At 42.6% G+C, this 22361-nt stretch carries 21 protein-coding genes and 3 pseudogenes; 11 read left to right on the top strand and 13 right to left on the bottom strand.

Translation table 11 applies throughout. The annotated features are described in order from the left end of the window. A complete protein-coding gene (locus tag AC0L6V_RS05390; RefSeq protein WP_265216674.1) occupies nucleotides 1-573 on the top strand; it encodes a YfaZ family protein in 573 nt (190 codons plus the stop codon). Between the two features lie 57 nt (nucleotides 574-630). On the opposite strand, the gene AC0L6V_RS05385 is transcribed toward AC0L6V_RS05390, so the two are convergent. Genes AC0L6V_RS05385 through hemN form a run of 3 tightly spaced genes read right to left on the bottom strand, consistent with a single transcriptional unit; the run spans nucleotide 631 to nucleotide 3351 of the window. Beyond that, entirely contained in the window at nucleotides 631-1173 is a 543-nt protein-coding gene (locus AC0L6V_RS05385; RefSeq protein WP_265216673.1) for an adenine phosphoribosyltransferase, read from the bottom strand. Nucleotides 1174-1197: 24 nt separating this feature from the next. Next, nucleotides 1198-1959 carry a fumarate/nitrate reduction transcriptional regulator Fnr gene (gene fnr / locus AC0L6V_RS05380; RefSeq protein ID WP_265216672.1) on the bottom strand — a complete coding sequence of 254 codons (762 nt, stop codon included), beginning with the start codon at nucleotides 1957-1959 and terminating at the stop codon, nucleotides 1198-1200. Nucleotides 1960-1980: 21 nt separating this feature from the next. Further along, on the bottom strand, nucleotides 1981-3351 hold the full coding sequence (gene hemN / locus AC0L6V_RS05375) for an oxygen-independent coproporphyrinogen III oxidase (RefSeq protein ID WP_265216671.1): 1371 nt from the start codon (nucleotides 3349-3351) through the stop codon (nucleotides 1981-1983). 306 nt (nucleotides 3352-3657) lie between these two features. Here hemN and AC0L6V_RS05370 point away from each other — a divergent pair. Together AC0L6V_RS05370 and tusA are read left to right on the top strand one after the other, a co-directional pair. Then, a pseudogene (locus AC0L6V_RS05370) lies at nucleotides 3658-4181 on the top strand (alpha/beta family hydrolase). Nucleotides 4182-4214: 33 nt separating this feature from the next. Then, nucleotides 4215-4448, top strand: a complete 234-nt coding sequence (gene tusA / locus AC0L6V_RS05365; protein ID WP_265216669.1) for a sulfurtransferase TusA — start codon at nucleotides 4215-4217, stop codon at nucleotides 4446-4448. Nucleotides 4449-4500: 52 nt separating this feature from the next. Here tusA and AC0L6V_RS05360 read toward each other — a convergent pair whose 3' ends face one another. The 3 genes from AC0L6V_RS05360 to AC0L6V_RS05350 form a co-directional block, all read right to left on the bottom strand. Then, on the bottom strand, nucleotides 4501-5094 hold the full coding sequence (locus AC0L6V_RS05360; protein ID WP_265216668.1) for a CBS domain-containing protein: 594 nt from the start codon (nucleotides 5092-5094) through the stop codon (nucleotides 4501-4503). 155 nt (nucleotides 5095-5249) lie between these two features. Further along, nucleotides 5250-5444, bottom strand: a complete 195-nt coding sequence (locus AC0L6V_RS05355) for a hypothetical protein (protein WP_265216667.1) — start codon at nucleotides 5442-5444, stop codon at nucleotides 5250-5252. A gap of 216 nt (nucleotides 5445-5660) precedes the next feature. Next, a complete protein-coding gene (locus AC0L6V_RS05350) occupies nucleotides 5661-6086 on the bottom strand; it encodes a MaoC family dehydratase (RefSeq protein WP_111608200.1) in 426 nt (141 codons plus the stop codon). Nucleotides 6087-6153: 67 nt separating this feature from the next. On the opposite strand from AC0L6V_RS05350, the gene AC0L6V_RS05345 reads away from it, so the two are divergent. The 8 genes from AC0L6V_RS05345 (at nucleotide 6154) to AC0L6V_RS05310 (ending at nucleotide 12197) form a co-directional block, all read left to right on the top strand. Next, nucleotides 6154-6723: an HAD-IA family hydrolase gene (locus tag AC0L6V_RS05345; protein WP_418138821.1), complete on the top strand. Its 570-nt coding sequence runs from the start codon at nucleotides 6154-6156 to the stop codon at nucleotides 6721-6723. 80 nt (nucleotides 6724-6803) lie between these two features. After that, complete coding sequence (gene sppA, locus AC0L6V_RS05340; RefSeq protein WP_409419488.1) at nucleotides 6804-7826, top strand: signal peptide peptidase SppA; 1023 nt, start codon at nucleotides 6804-6806, stop codon at nucleotides 7824-7826. A gap of 158 nt (nucleotides 7827-7984) precedes the next feature. Further along, entirely contained in the window at nucleotides 7985-8749 is a 765-nt protein-coding gene (locus AC0L6V_RS05335; RefSeq protein ID WP_265216663.1) for a hypothetical protein, read from the top strand. 53 nt (nucleotides 8750-8802) lie between these two features. Continuing rightward, nucleotides 8803-9717, top strand: a complete 915-nt coding sequence (gene prmB / locus AC0L6V_RS05330) for a 50S ribosomal protein L3 N(5)-glutamine methyltransferase (RefSeq protein ID WP_265216662.1) — start codon at nucleotides 8803-8805, stop codon at nucleotides 9715-9717. A 3-nt stretch (nucleotides 9718-9720) separates the two neighbouring features. Then, nucleotides 9721-10818, top strand: coding sequence for a chorismate synthase (gene aroC / locus AC0L6V_RS05325; protein WP_265216660.1), 1098 nt, complete (start codon nucleotides 9721-9723; stop codon nucleotides 10816-10818). Between the two features lie 97 nt (nucleotides 10819-10915). Continuing rightward, nucleotides 10916-11494: an inosine/xanthosine triphosphatase gene (yjjX, locus tag AC0L6V_RS05320; RefSeq protein WP_265216659.1), complete on the top strand. Its 579-nt coding sequence runs from the start codon at nucleotides 10916-10918 to the stop codon at nucleotides 11492-11494. A 24-nt stretch (nucleotides 11495-11518) separates the two neighbouring features. Then, nucleotides 11519-11971 (top strand): pyrimidine 5'-nucleotidase, encoded by a 453-nt coding sequence (gene yjjG / locus AC0L6V_RS05315; RefSeq protein ID WP_265216658.1) that lies wholly within the window; start codon nucleotides 11519-11521, stop codon nucleotides 11969-11971. 37 nt (nucleotides 11972-12008) lie between these two features. Continuing rightward, a complete protein-coding gene (locus AC0L6V_RS05310) occupies nucleotides 12009-12197 on the top strand; it encodes an HAD hydrolase-like protein (RefSeq protein WP_265216657.1) in 189 nt (62 codons plus the stop codon). Between the two features lie 217 nt (nucleotides 12198-12414). On the opposite strand, the gene AC0L6V_RS05305 is transcribed toward AC0L6V_RS05310, so the two are convergent. The 7 genes and pseudogenes from AC0L6V_RS05305 to AC0L6V_RS05275 all read right to left on the bottom strand — a co-directional run bounded on the left by AC0L6V_RS05305 (nucleotide 12415) and on the right by AC0L6V_RS05275 (nucleotide 22298). Continuing rightward, entirely contained in the window at nucleotides 12415-13905 is a 1491-nt protein-coding gene (locus AC0L6V_RS05305) for a SulP family inorganic anion transporter (RefSeq protein ID WP_409419486.1), read from the bottom strand. Between the two features lie 207 nt (nucleotides 13906-14112). Further along, nucleotides 14113-15267, bottom strand: coding sequence for an MFS transporter (locus AC0L6V_RS05300; RefSeq protein ID WP_265216656.1), 1155 nt, complete (start codon nucleotides 15265-15267; stop codon nucleotides 14113-14115). 235 nt (nucleotides 15268-15502) lie between these two features. Continuing rightward, nucleotides 15503-18082, bottom strand: coding sequence for a heavy metal translocating P-type ATPase (locus tag AC0L6V_RS05295; protein ID WP_265216655.1), 2580 nt, complete (start codon nucleotides 18080-18082; stop codon nucleotides 15503-15505). A 9-nt stretch (nucleotides 18083-18091) separates the two neighbouring features. After that, nucleotides 18092-18514, bottom strand: coding sequence for a MerR family transcriptional regulator (locus tag AC0L6V_RS05290; protein WP_265216654.1), 423 nt, complete (start codon nucleotides 18512-18514; stop codon nucleotides 18092-18094). 147 nt (nucleotides 18515-18661) lie between these two features. Continuing rightward, nucleotides 18662-19952 (bottom strand): annotated as a pseudogene (locus tag AC0L6V_RS05285) (NAD(P)/FAD-dependent oxidoreductase). 86 nt (nucleotides 19953-20038) lie between these two features. Further along, on the bottom strand, nucleotides 20039-20488 hold the full coding sequence (locus AC0L6V_RS05280) for a YaiI/YqxD family protein (RefSeq protein ID WP_265216653.1): 450 nt from the start codon (nucleotides 20486-20488) through the stop codon (nucleotides 20039-20041). A 160-nt stretch (nucleotides 20489-20648) separates the two neighbouring features. Further along, nucleotides 20649-22298 (bottom strand): annotated as a pseudogene (locus tag AC0L6V_RS05275) (electron transfer flavoprotein-ubiquinone oxidoreductase). Nucleotides 22299-22361: the final 63 nt, after the last annotated feature.

Raw genomic sequence — 22361 nt, 5'->3', positions numbered from 1 at the left:
ATGAATCTTACACAAAAAGCACTATTACTAACCGCCGGCATTTTAGGATCATCTATCGTTCATGCTTCCTCGGCAGGGGTAAGCTTAAATAATGATACAGTGAAGGGCGACATTGATCTAAATATGGGCGCTTTCGGTGTGAATGGTGGTGTTACTCATAATGACGATGAGAACACATCAACGGCACATATTGGTGTGACGGTTGAAGACTCAGACACTAGCGGTCCACTTCAGGCTGGTTTGGGTATTCGTTTTTATGCAATCGATGCTAATTTAGACAGTGATACAGGGAATGATGATCTTTCCCTTGCTCTAGCCTTAGGGGGATGGTACCGATATACGTTGCCCGCAGCGAATCGTGTGAGCATTTACGGCTCTGTTTACTATACCCCAGAAGTGCTAGCACTATCGAACTTGGATCACATGTATACTTACGAGTTTCGTGCTGAATACATGACGATGCGCAATGCCAGAATTTATGTTCGTTATGGCAAAACTGTCACTGTATATGAGGACAATAGCCGTAAAGAAATTGATAAAGGTCTTTCTGTTGGTGCAACAGTAGACTTCTAATTGTGCTCCTGGCAAACAAAAAAAGGTGGCTTATGCCACCTTTTTTGCTGATTTGAATCAATCGCCGTTATAAGCGCAAAGACTGAAAACAGGAATGTCGCTATCTCTTAATTTTTGACTCCCGCCAAGATCCGGTAGGTCAATAATAGCCGCTACTTCTTTGATCTTTGCTCCTTGCTTTGTTAAAAGCTCAATCGCTGCAAACAAGGTTCCACCGGTCGCAATGAGATCATCAAATAATAGAACTTCATCACCTGCGCTAACGGCGCCTTCTTGTATCTCTAGTTCTGCTTCGCCATATTCTAAAGCATACTTTTGTGAGATGGTTTTACCTGGAAGCTTACCCTTTTTACGCACTAAAATAAGAGGCTTTTGCAACTCATACGCCAATACAGCTGCAATTAAAAACCCTCTCGCATCGATACAAGCGATGTGAGATATATTTGTAGAGATATAACGATGAACATAAGCATCTACTACCATTCTCATGCCTTTAGGGTCACTAAAAATGGGAGTGATGTCTCGAAAGCTGATGCCTTGTTTCGGCCAGTCTTCAACTGTTTGTATCAGTGATTTAACGTAAAAATCGTCATAGAGCATGTTGCAAGCGCCTCATTATATCAATCAAATGTTGGCGATTTTACCACAATCACTCGCAACCCCAACGAGTTTTTGTATCTCAGGGAAATCAATTATCTCAATTTCTTTGCCATCAACATGAATCAATTCACTTTTTTGAAAACGAGTAATGACTCGACTTACCGTTTCTACCGCCAAACCAAGATAGTTACCTATCTCACCACGGGACATAGATAAGCGGAAGGCACTCGCAGAATAGCCTCTCTTCTTAAATCGAGTCGATAGGTTGAGCAAAAAAGAGGCGACTTTTTCATCCGCATTTTTTTTGCCTAAAAGGACCATCATTTGTTGATCGTCAGAAATTTTTCGACTCATTACCTTAAACAGCTGATGCTTTAAAGAGGGGATTTGGGAAGATAGCTCTTCAAGATGACTAAAGGGAATTTCGCACACCGTGGTTGTTTCTAACGCTTTTGCAGACACTGGATAAACGTTGGAGTCAATACCACTTAGACCAACTAGCTCACTAGGGCAATAGAAGCCTGTTATTTGCTCTTCACCATAAGAGGTGATATTGAACGTTTTTAGTGTACCAGAGCGGACCGCGTAAACAGAATCAAATGGTTCGCCTTGACGAAACAAAAAATCCCCTTTTTTCAATGGTTTTTTGCGTTCAATTATCTGATCCAGTCTATTGATGTCCTCATCCGCTAATGCAATGGGAAGACAAAGTGCACTTAAACTACAGTTTTGACATTGCGAGGTAAGCGTACTATTAAATCGTGACTGTGTGTGTGTCATGGTCATGTGATTCTCCCTGATCTCGATCTATATAACTTTTGAGTATTTTATGGCGCCATTTAGATACTTATCGAAAACCATGCAAATGCAACGAATGAGTAATCTACCGCGATCTGTTACTTTAATGGTGGTCTGCATTCCACCATCATTTATTTCTAACATACCATCTTCGATCATGGGTGTTAGATTGTCCACTTCTACAGCAAAATAATCAAAGAAGCGAATGTTAAATCGCCTTTCGATCTCGGCGGTGTTCAGCTCAAATTGAGAAATCAATGTCATTATTACTTGATGACGAATTCGATCATCCAAATTGCTGATATAGCCTTTTGCGATCGCCAATTGGCCTTTTTCAATACTACGTCGGTACATGTTTAGGTCAGTGTGGTTCTGTATATATACGCCATTTAAATCACTGATAGCGGACACCCCAAACGCCACTAAATCGGTGCCGGCATGTGTTGTATAACCTTGGAAATTACGCTGTAGTTCTCCTTGTCTTTGAGCTTGTGCTAAGGTGTCATCTGGCTTGGCAAAATGATCCATGCCAATGTATTCATAGCCAGCATTCATTAAGTATTCAATGCTCATTTTTAATAAAGCAAGCTTCATATTGGAGGTCGGTAGGCTTTCATCCAATAGGCGTCTTTGAGCCGGAAACCGTTCTGGTAGGTGCGCATAATTAAATAGAGAAATTCTATCCGGAGACAAGGCTACCACTTTGTCTAACGTGTCTCGAAAGCCCTCTAGAGACTGATAGGGAAGACCATATATCAGATCAAAATTAATGGATCTGATACCCTGTTCACGGGCATAAGTCACTAGGTTATTTACCATCTTTAAAGGTTGAATTCTGTGTATTGCTTTCTGAACTTTACCATCAAAATCTTGAACACCAATGCTAATTCGATTGATCCCCATTTGAGTTAATAGTTTAAGCTTTGAATGGTTAATCTCTCTAGGATCAATTTCAATACTGTAGTCTTGTGTTCCGTCATTAATAAGAGTGAAATGCTGCTTAATGTTATCAAATAGCGTTTTTATTAATGTTTCAGTGAGAAACGTTGGCGTTCCACCACCAAAATGCAACTGTGTAACGGTTCGCGTATGGTCTAACATTAAGCTGCGCAACCTCATCTCTTCACCCAGCAGCTCAACGTATTCAGTGCCTTTATCATATTGTTTAGTTACGATTTTATTACAAGCACAGTAGTAACAAAGGTGAGCGCAAAACGGAATATGAAAATATAGACTGAGTGGTACTTCAGACGATGTTAGCATCTTATCGATTAGCGCAATCTTGCTTATATTGGCATCAAATTGTGGCGCAGTTGGGTAAGAGGTATAGCGAGGCCCTGATAAATCATACTTACCAATAAGTTCAGAATCCCAAATCATGATGTGTTCCTATTAAAATTTCTAATAGGAGTTTACTCTTTAGTCCCTAGGCTCTTTCTGACCTAGATCAAGATTTACCACTGTGTCGCAAAAAATAAGCCATTCAGTGCTAAGCCAGTGCTGTCAATTAAGTATAACGACGGCCATATTGTGCAATAACGCGCTCACTATGTTCTCACTCCCTGATAAATTTGCTTTAATAACCCGCTCTTGATCAGCGCAGTTGCTATGCAAAGGTTTTTTCTATGAGCCTCACCCTCATTTTATCTCGCTCATGGTGCCGGTGCAGGCCACCATAACGATTTTTTGATTCAGCTTTCGGCCGCTATTTCTGAACAAAGAAAGCAATCGGTGCTTCCTGTCACTTTTTCCTATATGAAAGAGCAGGAGCATTCCCTAAAAAAAGGCCACCTCCACGCTTTGTGACACTGGTTCCAGAATACCGTCATTACATCGAGCATGAAGAAGCTTGCGTTGTAGCAGGAAAGTCTATGGGAGGACGAGTTGCGACACAGCTTTCACATCTTCCTATGGTGAAAGCCATTGTGTGCTTTGGTTTCCCTTTTTATCCTGCTGGTAAGCCAGAAAAGAACAGACTGTCCTTTCTTTCTGATCTTAACGTGCCTTGTCTTATTATTCAGGGGACGAGAGATCAATTGGGAGGATACGATTGGGTAAGCCAACAAGACATACCAGAGAACGTTGAAGTTGTGTGGATTGAAGGCGCAGACCATGACTTTAAAACATTAAAAAAATACAATAGAAATGTAAGCGATACCGTCACGCAGATCGCAAAAATCACTCACCATTGGCTAGTGAAAAACATCTGATTTTCAGGCTTTTTAACACCGTAGAGGAATATTATGGAACACCAAGCACTTCTTGATGCTACTGGTTTACTTTGCCCAGAACCGGTCATGCTTTTGCATGTAGAAATGCGTAAATTGACCGCGAAACAAGTTTTAAAAGTGATCGCAACAGATTCATCGACAACAAGGGACATTCCAAAGTTTTGTCAATTTCTTGGTCATAAGCTTATCAAGCAAAATCAACAAGGGGATATTTATACATATTGGATAGAGAAAAAAGAAAAATAAAAATCCCCCAGACTGCGCTCAACAGAGTGGGGGATTCTATTAAGCTCTAGAATTAAGCTACTTTTAACTTTTTGCCATGCTCTTTTTGACCAAGAATTGCACTTTGATAAATATGCTCAAAACTTGAGAAAGCAACATCAATATCCAATCTAAGTTGACGAGCAACATCATTTGAGGAAATTAAGCCGCGTATGGTTTTAGTATCTTCATCAATGACCAATAAGTGTTGAAATTTATTGTTACGTTGGCTAAAAAGCAAAGACTCGATATCTGATTTTTGAAGCGATGTATAAGACAATGCAAGTAGCGTTTCCTTTGCTCTCATCAAGTCTGCAACCATTAGTTCTGAGCGTTGATAGCCATTAGCAACCTGCTTAATAAAGACGTCTTCTGATAAATCCTCAAGACTAATCACTCCAATAAAGTGATTCTCAGCATCAACGACTATCTTCATACGTACATGTTCTTTTCGCATTAAGAAAACTAGTTCATCTGCTCGTGTACTGGACTCTATGACCCGAGGACCTGCTTTTTGAAAATCCGTGAAAACCGACAGAGCAGGTGAGTAAAGATTGATGTTTGCTGTTGTAACAGGCCATGTAAGATCATTAACATCTTTTGTTGATACATAAGTCAATGTTTTCATAATAAAACCCCGAGTAAAATAGATGAATAAATAAAAATGGGTAAGTTATATTGATGAAAACGGTGGTGCTCTTGGGCTTGTACTGCCATTTAAGCGAGGTCTAATTGGATGATGAGAGTAAGAAACAGCCGATGATGACGATGTCAAAGCTCTTTTTAAAAAAAGCTCAGAACAACATACGAGTTATCTGAGCTTTTATCTTGATCTGGGACAACGACTTCAGCAAACTTTTGATCTACTGTAGGTTCAAGCCAGCGCAATTGGCTTACCTCATGGGCACTAGCGCGCTGCGATATCATCAAAATAGACGATATGACAACGGTAATGATCATGAGTAATTGAATTTTCATAACAGCGCCTAAACCTGACTTTGTTCTACATTTAGAATATAGGCTTGCCTTTCTGTAAATCCCAGTGTTTTTTTATAAAATGACTTATATTTTCACTATCTGATGTTTTATTAATGAATCATGACTTAATGCTACAAAAACACTTAATATTTAATACAAGGGTTAGTAAAAGGGTGGCTCCCTAACCATTGTTTCAATAATTAATGCTTCTCAACACTACACCGAGGCTGCAGGCAGCATAATGACAGCCTCTCCGGTGACTACCACTTTCCCTTCACATTCACACACCGTTTTTAATGTCGCGCGACGACGACGTTCGTTGATGTCTATGACTGTCACAGTAGTGACCACCTCTTGACCAATAAAGACAGGCGCTCGAAATTTAAGCGATTGCTCAAGATAAATACAGCCAGGCCCAGGTAGTTGTGTGCCAATTGCCGCGGAGATAAAACCAGCCGTTAGCATGCCATGGGCAATAGGCTGTCCAAATGATGTGCTTGCAGCGTATTCGGCGTCTAAATGAACGGGGTTTGTGTCACCTGTCACTTCTGCGAAAGCATGCACGTCTGCTTCTGTCACTACTTTACGATACTCAACACTTTGCTCAATGGAAAGTTGTTCTAATGTATAACCAGTCGTCATTACCAATCCTTATTTTGTCATTTTCGGTTATGGTACACTTTCGCTGGGTTATTCTTAAGAGGTATCTATGGTTAAGTTGGTAATTTTTGATTGGGACGGTACCTTGTTTGATTCTATTGATAAAATCTGCCTGAGTATGTTGCAGGCTGGGGAGTTGGCCAATGCTCCCAGCAGACAAACAGATGACGTGAAAAACATCATTGGACTTTCTCTCGATAAAGCCGTCTCTGTAATTTGGCCAGAACTCAATAAAAATGAGTGTGATGCCATTGTTGAGCACTATAAATACCTCTACAGGGCTGCGGACCAAACACCTCCAAAGGCTTACGACGGTGTTATGGAAGTATTAGAAAAACTTCACTCAGCGAACATAAAAATGGCGGTAGCAACCGGAAAGAGTCGAAAAGGTCTGGATAGAGTCATGACGGCAACGAAAACGGGGCATTATTTCAGCTCTACTCGCTGCGCAGACGAAACCTTATCTAAGCCTCATCCATTAATGCTTGAACAAATATTGACAGAACTCAGTCTTTCTCCTGATCAAGCTATCATGGTGGGAGACACTGAATACGATTTAAATATGGCAACTAACGCAGGTATGAAGAGCATTGGCGTTACCTACGGAGCCTCACAGTAAAGCCCGTTTAGAAGCGCTTCAACCATACGGTTTACTTAACAACTTCAATCAATTAACAACTATTTTAGGTTTATAAAGCCATGAGCTGGACAGAAGACGAAGATCAACAGAAATCCCTTGAAAAAAAACATGAGACAGCGGAATCGCGTACAGAAGATATGCAAGAATCAGAACGACTCGATCCAAATAAAGAAATTTGGGCATTACTAGAAAAAACGCTCAATGACAATTTAATTGAAAAACGACGCGCGAGACGCTGGAGGATATTCTTTCGCTTTACAACGTTAGCGATTTTCATAGCCGTTATCGGTGGCTGGTTTGCAAAGTCAAACTTTCAGGACGTGAGTTTAGAGGGGGATGTTGTGGCCATGATCCCAATGCGAGGAGTGATCGGCGCCGATAGTGAAATCGAATCTTCTGAATTTGTTGGCTTATTGGATGCCGCTTACCAAAACTCCCGCCTAAAGGGTGTCGTGATTGAAATGAACAGCCCAGGCGGTAGCCCAGTTCATTCCGGCATAATTTATGATGCCATTCGCGCTAAAGAGCAAAGTTATCCTGATATTCCAGTGTTCGTGGTCATTGAAGACATGGCAGCTTCCGGTGGCTATTACATTGCTTCCGCAGCGAGTGAGATCTATGCCGATAAAGCCAGTTTAGTCGGCTCAATTGGTGTGATTTCATCTGGTTTTGACGCCAGTAATTTGCTCGAAAAAATTGGCGTAGAGCGCCGTACTTTCACAGCGGGTCGCAACAAAGCCTTTTTGGACCCATTTGCACCAATGACCGAAGAAGCGAAAACCAAATGGCAGGCTGTACTAGACGAAACCCATCAACAATTCATTGATGCAGTAAAAGAAGGTCGAGGGGACAGACTTATTATCACAGACGATGTTTTCTCGGGCATGGTGTTTACCGGTTCACAGGCCGAAAAGATCGGCTTGATTGATGGCTTAGCGAGTGTCAGCGACATCTTAAATACGCGATTTCCCAACGCTGAGCCACTTTTCTACGAGCCTAAGCAAGATTCTTGGAAGCAGCTGGCAAAAGAGCTTGGTGTGGAGATCGCGACAAAGGTCCTTAACCGTACTAACCTTCAATAATATGTCATTCATATAACCAGCCCCTTCGGGGGCTTTTTTATTGCTAAAAATAAGTGTCATCAAGGTCCGAAGTTTGCGAGATATGAAAAATAAAATATATTTGATAAAATAAATACATATTTTATTTAATTTATTTTCATTACTTAATGGATAACATCATGGCTCGCAAAGCAAATATAGCAAGAGAAGAAATCCACCAAGCCTGCTGGCTGTTACTAGAGCAAAATAGCTTTCCCAATATCCCACGCTTGGCTGAGCACTTTTTGCAACAAGATGGTCGACGTTGCTCAAACACGACCCTAATGAATGCCATCGCGGAATGGGAAGACACGTACAAAGAATATCAACAACACCAATTAAAAGAGTTAAACGATGTTCTCGGACCGGTTTTTAAGCGGTTTTCACGAGAAGTTACTCAACAACTTGGGCAATTATTGGATGAAAAAACGACAGAAATAGAGCAACACCAAATACGTAAGCAAGAGGCAACACAAAGCGGCTACCTTTCCTTATCGTCAGCACTAATCGAACTGCAAACCGCCCATGACGCATTGACGATAGAATGTCAAAAAAGAACAGAAGAAGCCGAAAACCTGAAGCAAAAATGGGCATTTAGCGAACAAAGATACCAAGAGGTGATAGCGCAAAATGCGGTGTTGACCAGCCAGATCCAGCAAGCACAAAAAGACAACTCTGAACTACGCCTCAACCTCGCTCAAAAAGAAGTAGACTTAGCCAAACAAGACAATCAACTAGCATTGCTAAAAGAAGAAAATGCAAGGCTCACGACAGAACTCTTAGATCGTCAAAGTGAGCAACGCGTGGATGAGGATAAAAAATGGCAAGAAATGGCAAGAAAACTGGAGGAAATCACTCACTCAGTGAAAACCATGCAACGCAAAGATAGAGGCTCGAAACAATAACCGTTATAATGACTTACTCGCTGTATTCGCGCATTCAATATTAAGAAGAGAAGATGAGCAACAAACAATCCGCTATTCGTGATTTAAACACCATCAAAGACTTCATTCGCTGGACTTTTAGCCGTTTTCAACGGTCGGACTTGTTTTACGGTCACGGCACAGATAACCCTTGGGACGAAGCCGTTCACCTTGTAATGGGCGCATTAAAGCTTCCGCTCGACTTTGATCGCGATATGTTAGATTGCGCACTGACCTATAATGAAAAGAAGCATATTCTTAAATTAGTACAAACACGCATTACCAAGCGTGAACCGCTTCCATACCTTTTAGGCGAAGCTTGGTTTATGGGGCTGCCATTTAAAGTCACCAAAGACACATTAATTCCACGTTCACCAATCCTGTCTTTATTGGAAAGTGAATTTGCACCTTGGCTTAAAAACTATCCGTTGAATATTTTAGATATGTGTACGGGATCTGGCTGCCTAGGCATTGCTGCTGCCTTAGTGTTTGAAGACGCAGAAGTCGATATTTCAGATATCAGTGAAGCGGCATTGCTGGTCGCCAATGAAAACATCGTTCGCCACCAAGTGGAAGACCGAGTTCATGCTATTCATTCTGATATGTTTAAAAGCCTAACGGGCAAACAATACGACCTGATTATTTGTAATCCTCCTTATGTTGATGCGGATGATTTCCAGAATGCTCCGGCAGAATTTCATAATGAACCAGAATTAGCCTTAACATCCGGTGAAGATGGACTTAATTTCACCCACGAATTTTTAGCCCAAGTCGCGCATTATCTGCAAGATGACGGTATATTAGTATACGAAGTAGGAAACACCGAGGTCGCGTTGCAAACCGCTTATCCTAACATTCCATTTATGTGGGTAGAATTAGAGCAGGGTGGCAACGGCGTTTTTATCCTAACGAAAGAACAACTTAGTGAACTATTACAAGAGCAGAAATAAATTATGTCTGGTAATACATTTGGAACACTTTTTAAAGTCACCACCTTTGGTGAAAGTCATGGTCTTGCGCTTGGTGCCATTATTGATGGTTGTCCTCCGGGCCTTGAAATTTGCGAAGCAGATTTACAGCGTGATTTGGATCTGCGTAAACCTGGCACCTCAAAATACACCACTCAGCGTCGCGAAGCAGATGAAGTTAAGATTCTATCGGGTGTTTTTGAAGGTAAAACCACAGGAACCCCCATCGGTTTAATGATCGAAAACACTGATCAGCGCTCGAAAGATTACGGCAATATCGCAGACACTTTCCGTCCAGCCCACGCAGATTACACATACGACCAAAAATACGGCTTCCGCGATTATCGTGGTGGCGGTCGTTCGTCCGCTCGTGAGACGGCGATGCGTGTTGCCGCAGGCGCCATTGCTAAGAAATATTTAAAGCAACAATTTGGTATTGAAATCCAAGGTTTCTTGTCGCAACTTGGTCCAATAAAATTGGAAGTCAAAGACCTAAGCCAAGTTTACGAAAACAGCTTTTTCAGCCCAGATCCAGATGCGATTCCACAACTTGAAGAATACATGACAGCGTTACGTCGTGAAGGCGATTCGGTGGGTGCGAAGATCACCGTTATTGCAAAGAACGTAATGCCAGGTTTAGGCGAACCCGTTTTTGACCGTCTCGATGCAGACATTGCCAAAGCCATTATGAGTATTAATGCTGTAAAAGGCGTTGAAATTGGTGATGGTTTTGATGTTGTCGAACAAAAAGGCAGCCAGCATCGTGACGAGATGACGCCAGAAGGTTTTTTAAGCAATCACGCAGGTGGTGTGCTGGGTGGCATTTCATCTGGCCAAGATATTGTGGTTCGCATGGCATTAAAACCAACATCAAGCATCACCATTCCTGGTAAAAGCATTGACCGTGCCGGCAATCCTATAGAAGTCATTACCAAAGGCCGTCATGATCCTTGTGTTGGTATTCGCGCAACGCCCATTGCCGAAGCAATGTTAGCGTTAACGATCATGGATCACTTGCTCAGAAACCGAGCGCAAAATGCCGATGTTGTTTGCCCAACGCCCATCATTAAAGGGCAAGCTTAACCCATATACATTAGTGCTTTAACAAGCCGCTATTGATCATTCTAGATGATAATAGCGGCTTTTTTATTCATCTAAAGCCATTAACGAGATTGCCTATATGACCATAAAAGCAGACTCCACTGTCATCAGAATTTGTGTCGGATCCACTAATCCCGTCAAAGTGAATGCCGCAAAACAAGCCTTTTCTCAAACGTTTCCCGATCACATCATTCATTGCGAAGAGATGCATGCTCCATCTGATGTTGCCGATCAACCGATGACAGAAGCAGAGACTCGTCTTGGTGCACAAAACCGAGCGCGTTACTGTTTTGAACAGAATGATTTCGCTGATCATGGCAGTAAAGCTATGGGTTTTTGTGTTGCTATGGAAGGAGGTGTTGATGAATTCGAAGAGGGCGCAGCAACGTTTGCGTATGTCGCGATTGTAAATAGTGACGGACATTTAATGACGGGGCGCTCAGCAAATTTGCCTTTACCTTCGAAAGTGTACGCACAGCTTCTAGCTGGTAAAGAGCTTGGGGTAGTCATGGACGCGTTATTTAATACCAACAACATTCGACAGAAAGGCGGTGCGATAGGGTTGTTAACGAATCATGCCGCCACACGGGAAAGCATCTATACACAGGCTTTAATACTGGCATTAGCGCCAGCATTACACCCACAGCATTACCTTTAAACTTTTAATATGTGCAGTTAAACAATGAAATATCAATGGATCCTATTTGACGCGGACGAAACACTTTTCCATTTTGACAATTTTGCCGGCTTAAAACACATGTTTGCTCAGCATAGTATAAGTTTCGAGCAAAGCGACTTTGATGAGTACCAAGTCGTTAATAAACAGCTTTGGGTAGACTATCAAAATGGTCAAATCAGTGCCGAACAGCTACAAACACGCCGTTTTACACGATGGAGCGAACGATTAGCTATCAGCACAAAAGAGCTGAATAAGCAGTTTTTAGATGCCATGGCGGATATCTGCAAAACCTTGCCAGGTGCTGTAGAACTTGTGACACATTTGCATGCAAACAAGGTAAAGATGGGCATCATTACCAATGGTTTTGCCCAATTGCAGACCGTACGTTTGGAGCGCACAGGATTTCAGCCGTATTTTTCACCCGTTGTGATTTCCGAGGCTCGTTGGTGTTGCTAAGCCACATCCAACTATTTTTCAATACGCGTTAGAGCAAATGGGATCCCCAGATAAAAATCAGGTATTGATGGTGGGCGACACGTTAGAATCGGACATTCTAGGTGGCAACAACTTTGGCTTCGATACATGCTGGCTTAATCGCCACAACAAAACACACACAGAAGAGATTCGACCCACATATCAGGTCAATTCACTGATTGAATTATTGGAACGATTTAAAGAATAAATAAAAGCCTAAAATTTGGCCATAGCACTGCAATAATAGGCTTATTCACTATTTCCGATAATAACATTTATCGGAAATAGTGAAGGTGTATTAACATGTTTCGCTGTAATTAGATCTCTCAGATGCTAAGCATCTAGAAATCATGGTTGGTGTTCTGGTTTAACCTCATTTCTTTTTAACCAAAACACCAACTAAAGTTTTCACTTCATGTTAAATATCAGTGTCCGCCCATGACTTTTTCGATTTCTTTTGGATCGTTGTGCACAGCAAATTTATCGACAACGGTTTCTGTCGCGGCATTCATACCCACTAACTCAACGTCTGCACCTTCACGGCGGAATTTGATCACGACTTTATCTAAAGAAGACACAGAAGTAATATCCCAAAAATGCGCATTAGTTAAGTCAATAACCACTTTATTGACAGCCTCTTTAAAATCAAATGACTCAACAAAAGCTTCTGAGGATGCAAAAAACACCTGACCAATTACGCGGTATGTTCGTACAGATTGATCGTCACTTTGTTCTGCTTTCACTATCATGAAACGGCCAATTTTATTGGCAAAGAACAAGGTAGCCAACAAGACTCCGACGAATACACCCAATGCAAGATTATGAGTCCACACCACAATAACAACCGTTGTCACCATAACAATATTGGTGGATAACGGGTGTTTTGTAAGATTGGTAATGGAGCTCCAAGAAAAAGTACCAATTGATACCATGATCATCACCGCAACCAATGCGGCCATGGGGATTTGTTTTATCCACTCGCCCAAAAACACCACCATAATTAAAAGAAGTGTCCCTGCAATAAAGGTGGACAAGCGCCCTCTACCACCCGATTTTACGTTGATAATCGATTGGCCTATCATGGCACAACCCGCCATACCACCGAGTAAACCAGATCCTATATTAGCAATACCTTGACCCTTACATTCACGATTACGATCGCTCTTTGTATCAGTAAGGTCATCAACAATGGCCGCTGTCATCATGGATTCCAATAAGCCAACCACCGCTAAGCCAATAGAATAAGGTAAGATTATTAATAGAGTGTCTAGGTTTAAAGGCACGTCAGGCCACAAAAAGATCGGCAAGGTATCAGGCAGTTCGCCCATATCACCAACGGTACGAATATCTATTCCCACTATCATAGCGAAAGCCGTCAACACCACGATACATACCAAAGGTGAAGGCAAGGTTTTACCAATCACAGGCAGATAAGGAAAAAGATAAATAATGCCTAAACCTGCAGCTGTCATAGCGTAAACGTGCCATGTTACATTGGTTAGCTCTGGTAACTGCGCCATAAAAATCAGTATCGCCAAAGCATTGACAAAACCTGTCACCACAGACCGCGAGACAAACCGCATCAAACTGCCTAACTTTATGTAGCCAGCAATAATTTGAATCACACCCGTTAGTAAGGTGGCCGCTAACAAATATTCCAAGCCATGCTCTTTTACCAAAGTCACCATAAGCAAAGCCATGGCACCAGTCGCGGCCGAAATCATACCTGGACGACCGCCAACGAAGGCAATAACGACGGCGATACAAAAAGAGGCATACAAGCCCACTTTTGGATCAACGCCAGCAATAATAGAGAACGCGATGGCTTCTGGGATTAAAGCCAGTGCCACCACAATACCAGCCAATATATCTCCACGAATATTGGAGAACCATTCCATTTTCATTTTTTCGAGCATAAATTACCTTTTATCAGCACACCAACACAGCCGCATACCTCTGCGAAGCGCTAGTATCTTCCAGTTAGAAACCGTTAAATTACATTAAGAAATAAAAACTACATTTAGATTTGGCATAAAAATGCCTACAAATCATCGTCGAACAGACAATGACAGTATTCAACTCAAACGCTGTTGAGCTGACGACTAAAGACGCTAACCAATAAGTTAATATCTTGATTTATAGCGATTAATGAACACCATAATCAGCGCTAAAAAAGACAATATGGCAGCAGCTCCTGGGATCCAATCAAAGCCGAAACCAATACTAATGACCAACCCACCTAGAGCCGCGCCTAAAGCATTACCAAGATTAAACGCGCCTATATTAATAGACGAAGCCAATCCTGGAGCCTGATCGGCGATTTTCATCACTTGCATTTGTAATGGTGGTCCACTGCCAAAAATAACCGTTCCCCATAGTAAAACAGTTAGACCAGCACCCATTGTTGTGGTGGCGGTAAAACGAAACATCAGCAATACCAACACTTGCAAAGCAAGGAACACAAACAAGGCTAAATCTGGTGATTTGTCCGTTATTTTACCGCTAACATAATTACCTAAAGTAAAGCCAATACCCACCAACATCAGCATAGTCGCAATGGTGTTATCGGTAGCCTGAGCTAAGGTTTGCATCACTGGGGTTATATAGGTGTAAAGCGTAAACATGGAACCAGCACACATCACTGTCGTTGCAAAAGCTCGCAAGGCTGCAGGCTGCATGATGGCTTTAAGTTCGGTTTTGACATCAGGTTTTTTCGCTGGCGCCATGGCTGGCAAACTACGGCTAATACCCAAAATCGCCACGATACCTAGTACTGCAGTGACGACAAAGGAAAGACGCCAATCGAAGGTTTGCCCTAACCATGTAGTAATTGGTACGCCTACAATATTCGCAATGGTGAGTCCCAAAAAGATAGACGCCACGGCCGAGCCTTTTTTATGGTATGGCGCTAAATTCATTGCTACCACGGCTCCGATACCAAAAAAAGCACCATGGGACAAACTGGTAATGATACGAGATACTAAAAAGGTTTCGTAATTCACCGACATCGCAGAGAGAAGATTGCCCACCACAAAAACCGCCATTAAGGCCAGCAAAGAGGTTTTATGACTGTATTTAGTTAGATATAAGGTGATTAACGGTGCGCCAACCATAACCCCGACAGCATAGGCACTAATCAGCAAACCAGCTGCTGGAATAGACGCATTAACGCCCTCTGCTATCACTGGAAGTAACCCCATGGGCATAAATTCTGTGGTACCTATTCCAAACGTACCCAATGCAATGGCAAAAATGCCCCATTGATATGCAGCAAGCATATTAACGACTCCGATCATTTTGATTTTTAACCAAGAAAAATAAGCCAAGAGACTTTCTTGGCTTATTCAAAGAAACCGCATTTTACCGTAAACGTAGGCAAATTTCCCTGCTAATTGCCTAGCTCATCGGTCATAGGGAGAATTGAGTCCCGTCACTTACTGCGCTTTTTCGGCCACCAAAACCAGTAAACAACAAACACAATGAGTAAAACGCCCACAAGGTTAATGAGTGTGCTCATATTTTATCCTCCATTTTATCTGTAGACGATGATACACGGAACAGTCTGAGTCGATTGGCATTGGTCACCACGGTAACCGATGATAAAGACATGGCCGCTCCAGCGATGACAGGGCTTAACAACCAGCCTGTCAAAGGAAACAAAATCCCAGCGGCAATTGGTATACCTAAAGTGTTGTACGCAAATGCGCCCCACAAATTCTGTTTGATATTTCTTAACGTCGCCCTACTGATTTGAATCACGTTAGCGACACTTTTTAAATCGCTGTGTATTAACGTGATGTCTGCGCTTTCCATAGCAACATCGGTACCAGCCCCCATAGCAAAACCGACATCAGCTTGAGCCAAAGCAGGAGCATCATTTATACCGTCACCAATCATACCAACCACTTCGCCCTGAGCTTGAAGTGTCTTAACCCAGTTTAGCTTATCATCTGGCATTAACTGCGCATGATAGTCTTCGATACCGACAGCTTCTGCTACCGACGCCGCCGTTTCAGGGTTGTCTCCTGTCAACATAATGACTTTTAACCCTTGTTCTTTAAAGCTAGTGATGGCATCTTTCATGCCTCTCTTAACTGGGTCTTCAATATAGAAAATCGATAATAAAGAGGTATCATCTGCAAGATAAACACGAGTGCATCCCTTATATTGGCTGTTCACTTCGTCCAGCTCAAGGTGAATCCCCTTTTCTTTCATGAGGCGCTCATTACCGAGATAATACGTCCTTCCCTTAACATGGCCTTTCACTCCCAAACCAATCATTGATTCAAAATGATCAAGCTTCATTGAGCTATTACTATCTCGAGTCAACTGGCAGTGTTGCAGCAAAGCATCAGCCAAAGGGTGATTCGCCCGCGCTTCAAGCATGGTAACTAATTCCGCCACAAAATCTTTTTGAGCGTGCTCAGCCATTATCTGATCGACCACTTTAGGCTTGCCTTCTGTAATGGTTCCCGTCTTATCCAGTACTACCACCGTCAACTCACTTGCTCGCTGTAGCGCATCGCCATTACGAATCAAACCGCCATATTCTGCGGCCTTTCCAATCCCTATCATGGTTGATATAGGCGTCGCTAACCCCAGAGCACAAGGACAAGCAATAATTAATACGGAAATACTGGTAACCAGCATGTATGAAAAAACGGCCTCTTCCGCAAAATTAAACCAAGCCAATGCCGTTAAAATAGCGATGATGATCACACTCGGAACAAAGATAGAGGACACTTTATCAGCCAACACACTAATAGGCGGTTTGGAGCCTTGCGCTTTACTCACCATAGTAATAATTTGTGCCAGCAAGGTGTCTGAACCTATTCGAGTTGCCTTAAAGAGCAGGCTGCCTTGACCATTAATCGTTCCAGCGGATAACAAGCTGCCAGGCTGTTTTTCAATGGGCGCGGCTTCTCCTGTCAACATGGACTCATTTACCGTTGATAAGCCCTCTACAACTTCTCCATCCACCGCAATACTGTCACCGGAACGTACGCGTAAAATATCACCTAACTTAATGTCGGCAACGGGAACCCGTGATTCAACCCCATTTTCAATTCGAGTTGCCATTTTTGGTCTAAGATCTAATAACCGATGAAGAGCTTGACTGGTTTTACGACGTGCCCGTAATTCCAATGCTTGCCCAAGGTTAATTAAGCCTATGATCATAACCGCCGCTTCAAAATACAAATGCTGGGTATTTTCTGGTAACCAACTTGGCATGATCACCACAAGCATGGAATATAGCCAAGCGCATCCGGTTCCCAATGCAATTAACATATCCATATTAGCCTGATGTAAACCAAAGGCTTTCCACGCACCACGGAAATAATGTTTACCAGCACGAACCATAATCCACAGCGTAATAAGCCCAATGCAAAACCAGATAGCCCTATCGGTGAGCGTGCTCACAGCCATGCTTCCGCCAAACACACCATATAACATTAAAGGTATACCTAGGCTTAACCCCAAAACTGACGACTTACGCTTATATTGATATTCTTCTAACTCTCTTTGGTCACGGTCAACTTCACTTTTGTCAGCATCAACCACGAGGCTAGCCTGATAACCAGCATCGGCGACGGCTTGGATGAGTGTCTCCACTGAACCAAAAGTCGTTACCTGCGCAGTATGATTAGCGAAATTCACTTCTGCAGATAAGACCTTATCAGCATGGGTAAGTGCTTTTTGCACAGAATTAACACAGCCAGCACAAGTCATACCAGCAATAGCCAACTGATAATGTGTCGCCAACTCCAAGCGCTCTGCTTTGTCAATATCAGGTTCTGATTCGGTCACATCGGTATGTTGATTGTTATTTAATTGAGCTTGCTCATTTTTATCTAACAAGCCAAACGATTGGTAACCCGCTTCTGCCACTATGGCCTCTATTGCAGCCAAAGAAAGATCGGAGGTCACCAAAAGTGAGTTTTCTTTTGGGTTGCCTGTAACAACAGCTTCTGGGCTTTGCTGCTGAATTTGCTTACGAACTTTCGACACACACCCTTGGCATGACATGCCTGATACGCTGAGCTCTAATGCCTTAATAGCAGTATCTTTGCTTTCTTGATCTTTCGTATTCATCCTCGATACCTATTCATCATGCGTTGCTTTTTCTTGCCAATCTTCAATCAAACAACAAATGGAGTGACCATTGGGATTTCCATCTGGCATGTCTTCCCACGTCTCTAAAGCTTTTTCCATTTTATGCAGATGGGCTTGTAATTGGGCTATTTTCAGCTTGGTTTCAGGCACTTTTTTCTGCAACAAATCTCTCACCATCGGGCAAGGCGAATCGCCGCTGTCTGATTGCTGAAAAATGTCTTCTATTTGCTTTAAGCTAAACCCTAATTCACTGGCTTGACGAATAAAAACTAATCGCTGCAAAGCCAGCTTGTCGTAGATCTGGTAACCATTATTAGCATCGCGTTCAGCTTGGATCAGCCCTAACCTTGTGTAATGACGCACGGTTTCAGCCGTAACATTGGCTTTATGAGCCAGCTCACTTACTCGCATATGAACTCCTTTGAAAACAAACTAGCCAAACAATTAACAAAGTGTAGAACCTATGGGTAGCACACAGGTCAAGGCATCGGAAAATTAAATGAAAAAAAACCGAGATCACGTCTCGGTTTCTATTAAATCCAGTACATGGTCGGTAATTTAATGCAATTTGAGCTTTGGTTTGACCACCTTGCCAATCTTTTGAGCAGCCATAATCACCGTGGCTTTAAACCAACCATGAATCGCAATAAGATGTAGGCGGTATAAAGAAACATACACAAAGCGTGCAATACGTCCCTCAATAAACATCGAGCCCCCCATAAGGTTGCCCATTAGATTACCCACCGTACTGTAACGGCTTAAGTTCACCAAAGAACCATAATCTTTATAGGTGTATTCTTTCAGTGGTTCGCTCAAAAAAGACGCTTTAATATTGTCAAAGACCAAAGATGCCATTTGATGAGCAGATTGAGCACGTGGTGGAACAAACGAGCCATCAGCCTGCTTACAAGCACAACAGTCACCAATCACATAGATATTATCAAACCCTGTCGTTTGCAATGTTCCCTTGACCAAAATCTGGTTATTTCGAGTGGTTTCAAAACCTTCTATTCGAGCAACAAAATCCGGTGCTTTTACTCCTGCAGCCCAGATCATAAGATCGGCTTCAATATTGGTCTCATCCGCCGTCTGAAAACCGCCATCGTAAGCCCGAACAACCCGAGTATTTTTACTGACGGTTACGCCTAAACGAAGTAACTCTTTCGTTGCTAAAGCCGCAATACGATCTGGCAATGCCGGCAAAATTCGTGGACCCGCTTCAATCAGTTGAATATTGACACGTTTCCCTGACATTTCCGGCATACCATAAGCTTTTAGCATATCGGCCACATGAAACAACTCAGCAGATAATTCCACCCCCGTCGCACCACCACCGACAATGGCCAGCTTTAGCTTCGCATCGGTGCCTTCTTGGTGAACCCGTAAGAATTGGTTCAGCAAAGCTTGCTGAAAGCGTTCTGCTTGTTTGTGAGAATCGAGAAAATAACAATGAGTGGACACACCAGGCGTACCAAAATCATTACTGACACTGCCCACAGCCATAACAAGAATGTCATAAGAAATCGTACGTTCGGGTAACACTATGTGTCCCATGTCATCCGACAGAGAGTCTAATGTTAAAGTCTTCGCTTCAGGATCAACCGCCATTAAAGTTCCTAGTTGGAACTGATAATGGTGCTTGGCAGCATGGGCTTCTATAATTCACACCATCATTGTTGATGTCTAAAGAACCGGTTGCCACTTCATGTAATAACGGCTTCCAGATATGGGTCTGGCTTCTGTCAATCAGAACGATGTCCGCTTGGCGTTTTTTGCCAAAGGAATGCCCCAATTTCGTGACGAGTTCCAAACCTCCTGCTCCACCACCAACCACCACGATTTTTTTCATATAAAACCACCTATAAATGTTGAATAATCTGGAAAACGCTCAACAAGCCCTTTCCAGATTGCACAAGGTTTCTGTTAAAAATACGGCTATTTGACTCTTTGTGCCAACAGCTTGTCTAACGTATTAGCAAAAGCCATTCTGTCTTGCTGACTAAAGGTTGCCGGGCCGCCTGTTTGAACACCTGAAGAGCGCATCTGTTCCATAAAATCTCGCATACCCAAACGTTGTTTAATGTTTTCTTTGGTATACAGCTCCCCCCGAGGATTAATAGCCAAAGCACCTTTTTCAATCACCTCAGACGCTAAAGGGATATCTGCTGTGATGACCAAATCCTGAGCATCAATATTGTCGACAATATAATTATCGGCGACGTCAAAACCTGAGCTTACTACTCGTCGTTCAATCCATTTAGAGGGAGGGACTGCAATCGCTTGATTTGCGACAAGGATACAAGGAATTTGCACACGTTCAGCAGCACGGAAAAGAATGGTTTTGATAACATTTGGACAGGCGTCGGCATCGACCCAAAGGCGCATAGTGTTCCCCTTTTTGTAGGGTACCATTATTAAACAGCCAGAGAGTGAAATCCAGTGGTGAATAAGAACAAACGGAGCACATATAAGTGATCCGTTTGCTTAAAAAGCTGAATTGGCGTTTCCATAAATGCCGTAGCCTTAGTTGGGCCTGCCTACAAAATTACATATTAGGGTAATTTGGACCGCCTGCCCCTTCTGGGGTTACCCAAGTTATATTTTGTGCTGGATCTTTGATATCGCAGGTTTTACAGTGAATACAATTTTGTGAGTTGATTTGAAAAATCGTCTCGTTAGCTGACTCTACGACTTCATAAACGCCTGCCGGACAATAACGCTGAGCGGAACTCATTATATTTGGGAAGGTTGCTTTGAATCGGAATAGTCGGATCTTTTAGCTTCAAATGACAAGGTTGATTTTCTTCATGGTTGGTATTTGATAAAAACACCGATGAGAGCTTGTCAAAGCTTAACAAACCGTCTGGTTTTTTATAATCTGGCGCAACATGTTTCTCTGCAGGCTCCAAGCAAGCATAATCGGGCGTCATATCATTAAAGGTAAAAGGCAAACCGCCAGCAAAAAAGTTTTGATCTAGCCAGTTGTAAGCCCCGCCCCAGAATGTGCCCATTTTGTGCATTACAGGAACAAAATTACGGGCTTGCTGTAATTCTTTTCCTAACCATGAATTGCGCACAGCATCACTGAATTGAACCAAATCGGCTACCGGTGTTTCAGCTTGTAATGCATCGAAAACATTTTCCGCTGCTACCATACCGCTCTTCATGGCGGTATGCGTGCCTTTAATTTTTGCAGGATTTAGTGTGCCAGCATCACAACCAATCATTAGGCCGCCTGGAAAACTCATTTTAGGTAACGACGCCCAGCCACCTTTTGCTATAGCACGCGCTCCGTAAGACACACGTTTGGCACCTTTTAAATGTTCCGCAATAATCGGATGATGCTTATATTTTTGAAATTCATCGTAGGGACTCAAGTAAGGATTTTTATAATTCAAGTCAACAATCAAACCCACAACCACTTGATTATTCTCTAAGTGATATAAAAAACCGCCACCACCGGCTTCATTTCCTAACGGCCAGCCCGCTGTATGAATAACCGTACCTGGCTTGCTCTGAGCCTCTGGCACATCCCATAACTCTTTAATGCCAAGGCCGTAATGCTGTGGGGCTTTGTCTTCGTCTAAGGCAAATCGAGCAATCAGCTCTTTGCCCAAATGACCTCGGCAGCCTTCTGCCAAAAGTGTGTATTTTGCTTTTAGTAGCATACCAGGCATAAAGCCGTCTTTTTCTGAACCGTCTTCAGCCAATCCCATGTCACCAGTAATAATACCTTCGACTTTACCACTTTCATCATAGGCAAGATGAGCCGCCGAAAAGCCAGGAAAAATCTCCACACCCAATGCCTCTGCTTGCTCTGCAAGCCAACGACACAAATTACCAAGGCTAATGATATAATTGCCGTCATTATGAAGGGTTTTAGGAATCATCCAGTGACTCAGCTGCTTGGCTGCGCTGTCTGAATGTAACCAGTAAAGCTCATCTTGATTCACTTTAGTGTTTAACGGTGCCCCCATAGCTTGCCAATCAGGGAATAATTCAGCTAAGGCTTTTTGATCAACGACAGCACCAGATAGAATATGAGCGCCTATTTCAGAACCTTTCTCAACCAAACACACACTGATCTCTTTTTCTTCGGCTTTGGCTTTTTGCATAATGCGACACGCTGCAGACAGCCCTGCTGGGCCACCCCCACGATCACAACATCAAACTCCATAACGTCTCTATCTGTCATATTGCCTCCCTATCGGATACATTTTTATTTTAAGGCATTCTTTCTTATAAAAGACCTTGCTCA

The organism is Marinomonas sp. G8-14 (genome assembly GCF_055808935.1).
The sequence above is the reverse complement of the archived record's forward strand: the minus strand, read 5'-3'. Positions and strand labels throughout refer to the sequence as shown.

What these genes read in the sequence shown, in the direction of transcription:
- AC0L6V_RS05390 (WP_265216674.1), top strand. Translation starts at nt 1, where the DNA reads ATGAATCTTACACAAAAAGCACTATTACTAACCGCCGGCATTTTAGGA.
- AC0L6V_RS05385 (WP_265216673.1), bottom strand. Translation starts at nt 1,173, where the DNA reads ATGCTCTATGACGATTTTTACGTTAAATCACTGATACAAACAGTTGAA.
- fnr (WP_265216672.1), bottom strand. Translation starts at nt 1,959, where the DNA reads ATGACCATGACACACACACAGTCACGATTTAATAGTACGCTTACCTCG.
- hemN (WP_265216671.1), bottom strand. Translation starts at nt 3,351, where the DNA reads ATGATTTGGGATTCTGAACTTATTGGTAAGTATGATTTATCAGGGCCT.
- tusA (WP_265216669.1), top strand. Translation starts at nt 4,215, where the DNA reads ATGGAACACCAAGCACTTCTTGATGCTACTGGTTTACTTTGCCCAGAA.
- AC0L6V_RS05360 (WP_265216668.1), bottom strand. Translation starts at nt 5,094, where the DNA reads ATGAAAACATTGACTTATGTATCAACAAAAGATGTTAATGATCTTACA.
- AC0L6V_RS05355 (WP_265216667.1), bottom strand. Translation starts at nt 5,444, where the DNA reads ATGAAAATTCAATTACTCATGATCATTACCGTTGTCATATCGTCTATT.
- AC0L6V_RS05350 (WP_111608200.1), bottom strand. Translation starts at nt 6,086, where the DNA reads ATGACGACTGGTTATACATTAGAACAACTTTCCATTGAGCAAAGTGTT.
- AC0L6V_RS05345 (WP_418138821.1), top strand. Translation starts at nt 6,154, where the DNA reads ATGGTTAAGTTGGTAATTTTTGATTGGGACGGTACCTTGTTTGATTCT.
- sppA (WP_409419488.1), top strand. Translation starts at nt 6,804, where the DNA reads ATGAGCTGGACAGAAGACGAAGATCAACAGAAATCCCTTGAAAAAAAA.
- AC0L6V_RS05335 (WP_265216663.1), top strand. Translation starts at nt 7,985, where the DNA reads ATGGCTCGCAAAGCAAATATAGCAAGAGAAGAAATCCACCAAGCCTGC.
- prmB (WP_265216662.1), top strand. Translation starts at nt 8,803, where the DNA reads ATGAGCAACAAACAATCCGCTATTCGTGATTTAAACACCATCAAAGAC.
- aroC (WP_265216660.1), top strand. Translation starts at nt 9,721, where the DNA reads ATGTCTGGTAATACATTTGGAACACTTTTTAAAGTCACCACCTTTGGT.
- yjjX (WP_265216659.1), top strand. Translation starts at nt 10,916, where the DNA reads ATGACCATAAAAGCAGACTCCACTGTCATCAGAATTTGTGTCGGATCC.
- yjjG (WP_265216658.1), top strand. Translation starts at nt 11,519, where the DNA reads ATGAAATATCAATGGATCCTATTTGACGCGGACGAAACACTTTTCCAT.
- AC0L6V_RS05310 (WP_265216657.1), top strand. Translation starts at nt 12,009, where the DNA reads ATGGGATCCCCAGATAAAAATCAGGTATTGATGGTGGGCGACACGTTA.
- AC0L6V_RS05305 (WP_409419486.1), bottom strand. Translation starts at nt 13,905, where the DNA reads ATGCTCGAAAAAATGAAAATGGAATGGTTCTCCAATATTCGTGGAGAT.
- AC0L6V_RS05300 (WP_265216656.1), bottom strand. Translation starts at nt 15,267, where the DNA reads ATGCTTGCTGCATATCAATGGGGCATTTTTGCCATTGCATTGGGTACG.
- AC0L6V_RS05295 (WP_265216655.1), bottom strand. Translation starts at nt 18,082, where the DNA reads ATGAATACGAAAGATCAAGAAAGCAAAGATACTGCTATTAAGGCATTA.
- AC0L6V_RS05290 (WP_265216654.1), bottom strand. Translation starts at nt 18,514, where the DNA reads ATGCGAGTAAGTGAGCTGGCTCATAAAGCCAATGTTACGGCTGAAACC.
- AC0L6V_RS05280 (WP_265216653.1), bottom strand. Translation starts at nt 20,488, where the DNA reads ATGCGCCTTTGGGTCGATGCCGACGCCTGTCCAAATGTTATCAAAACC.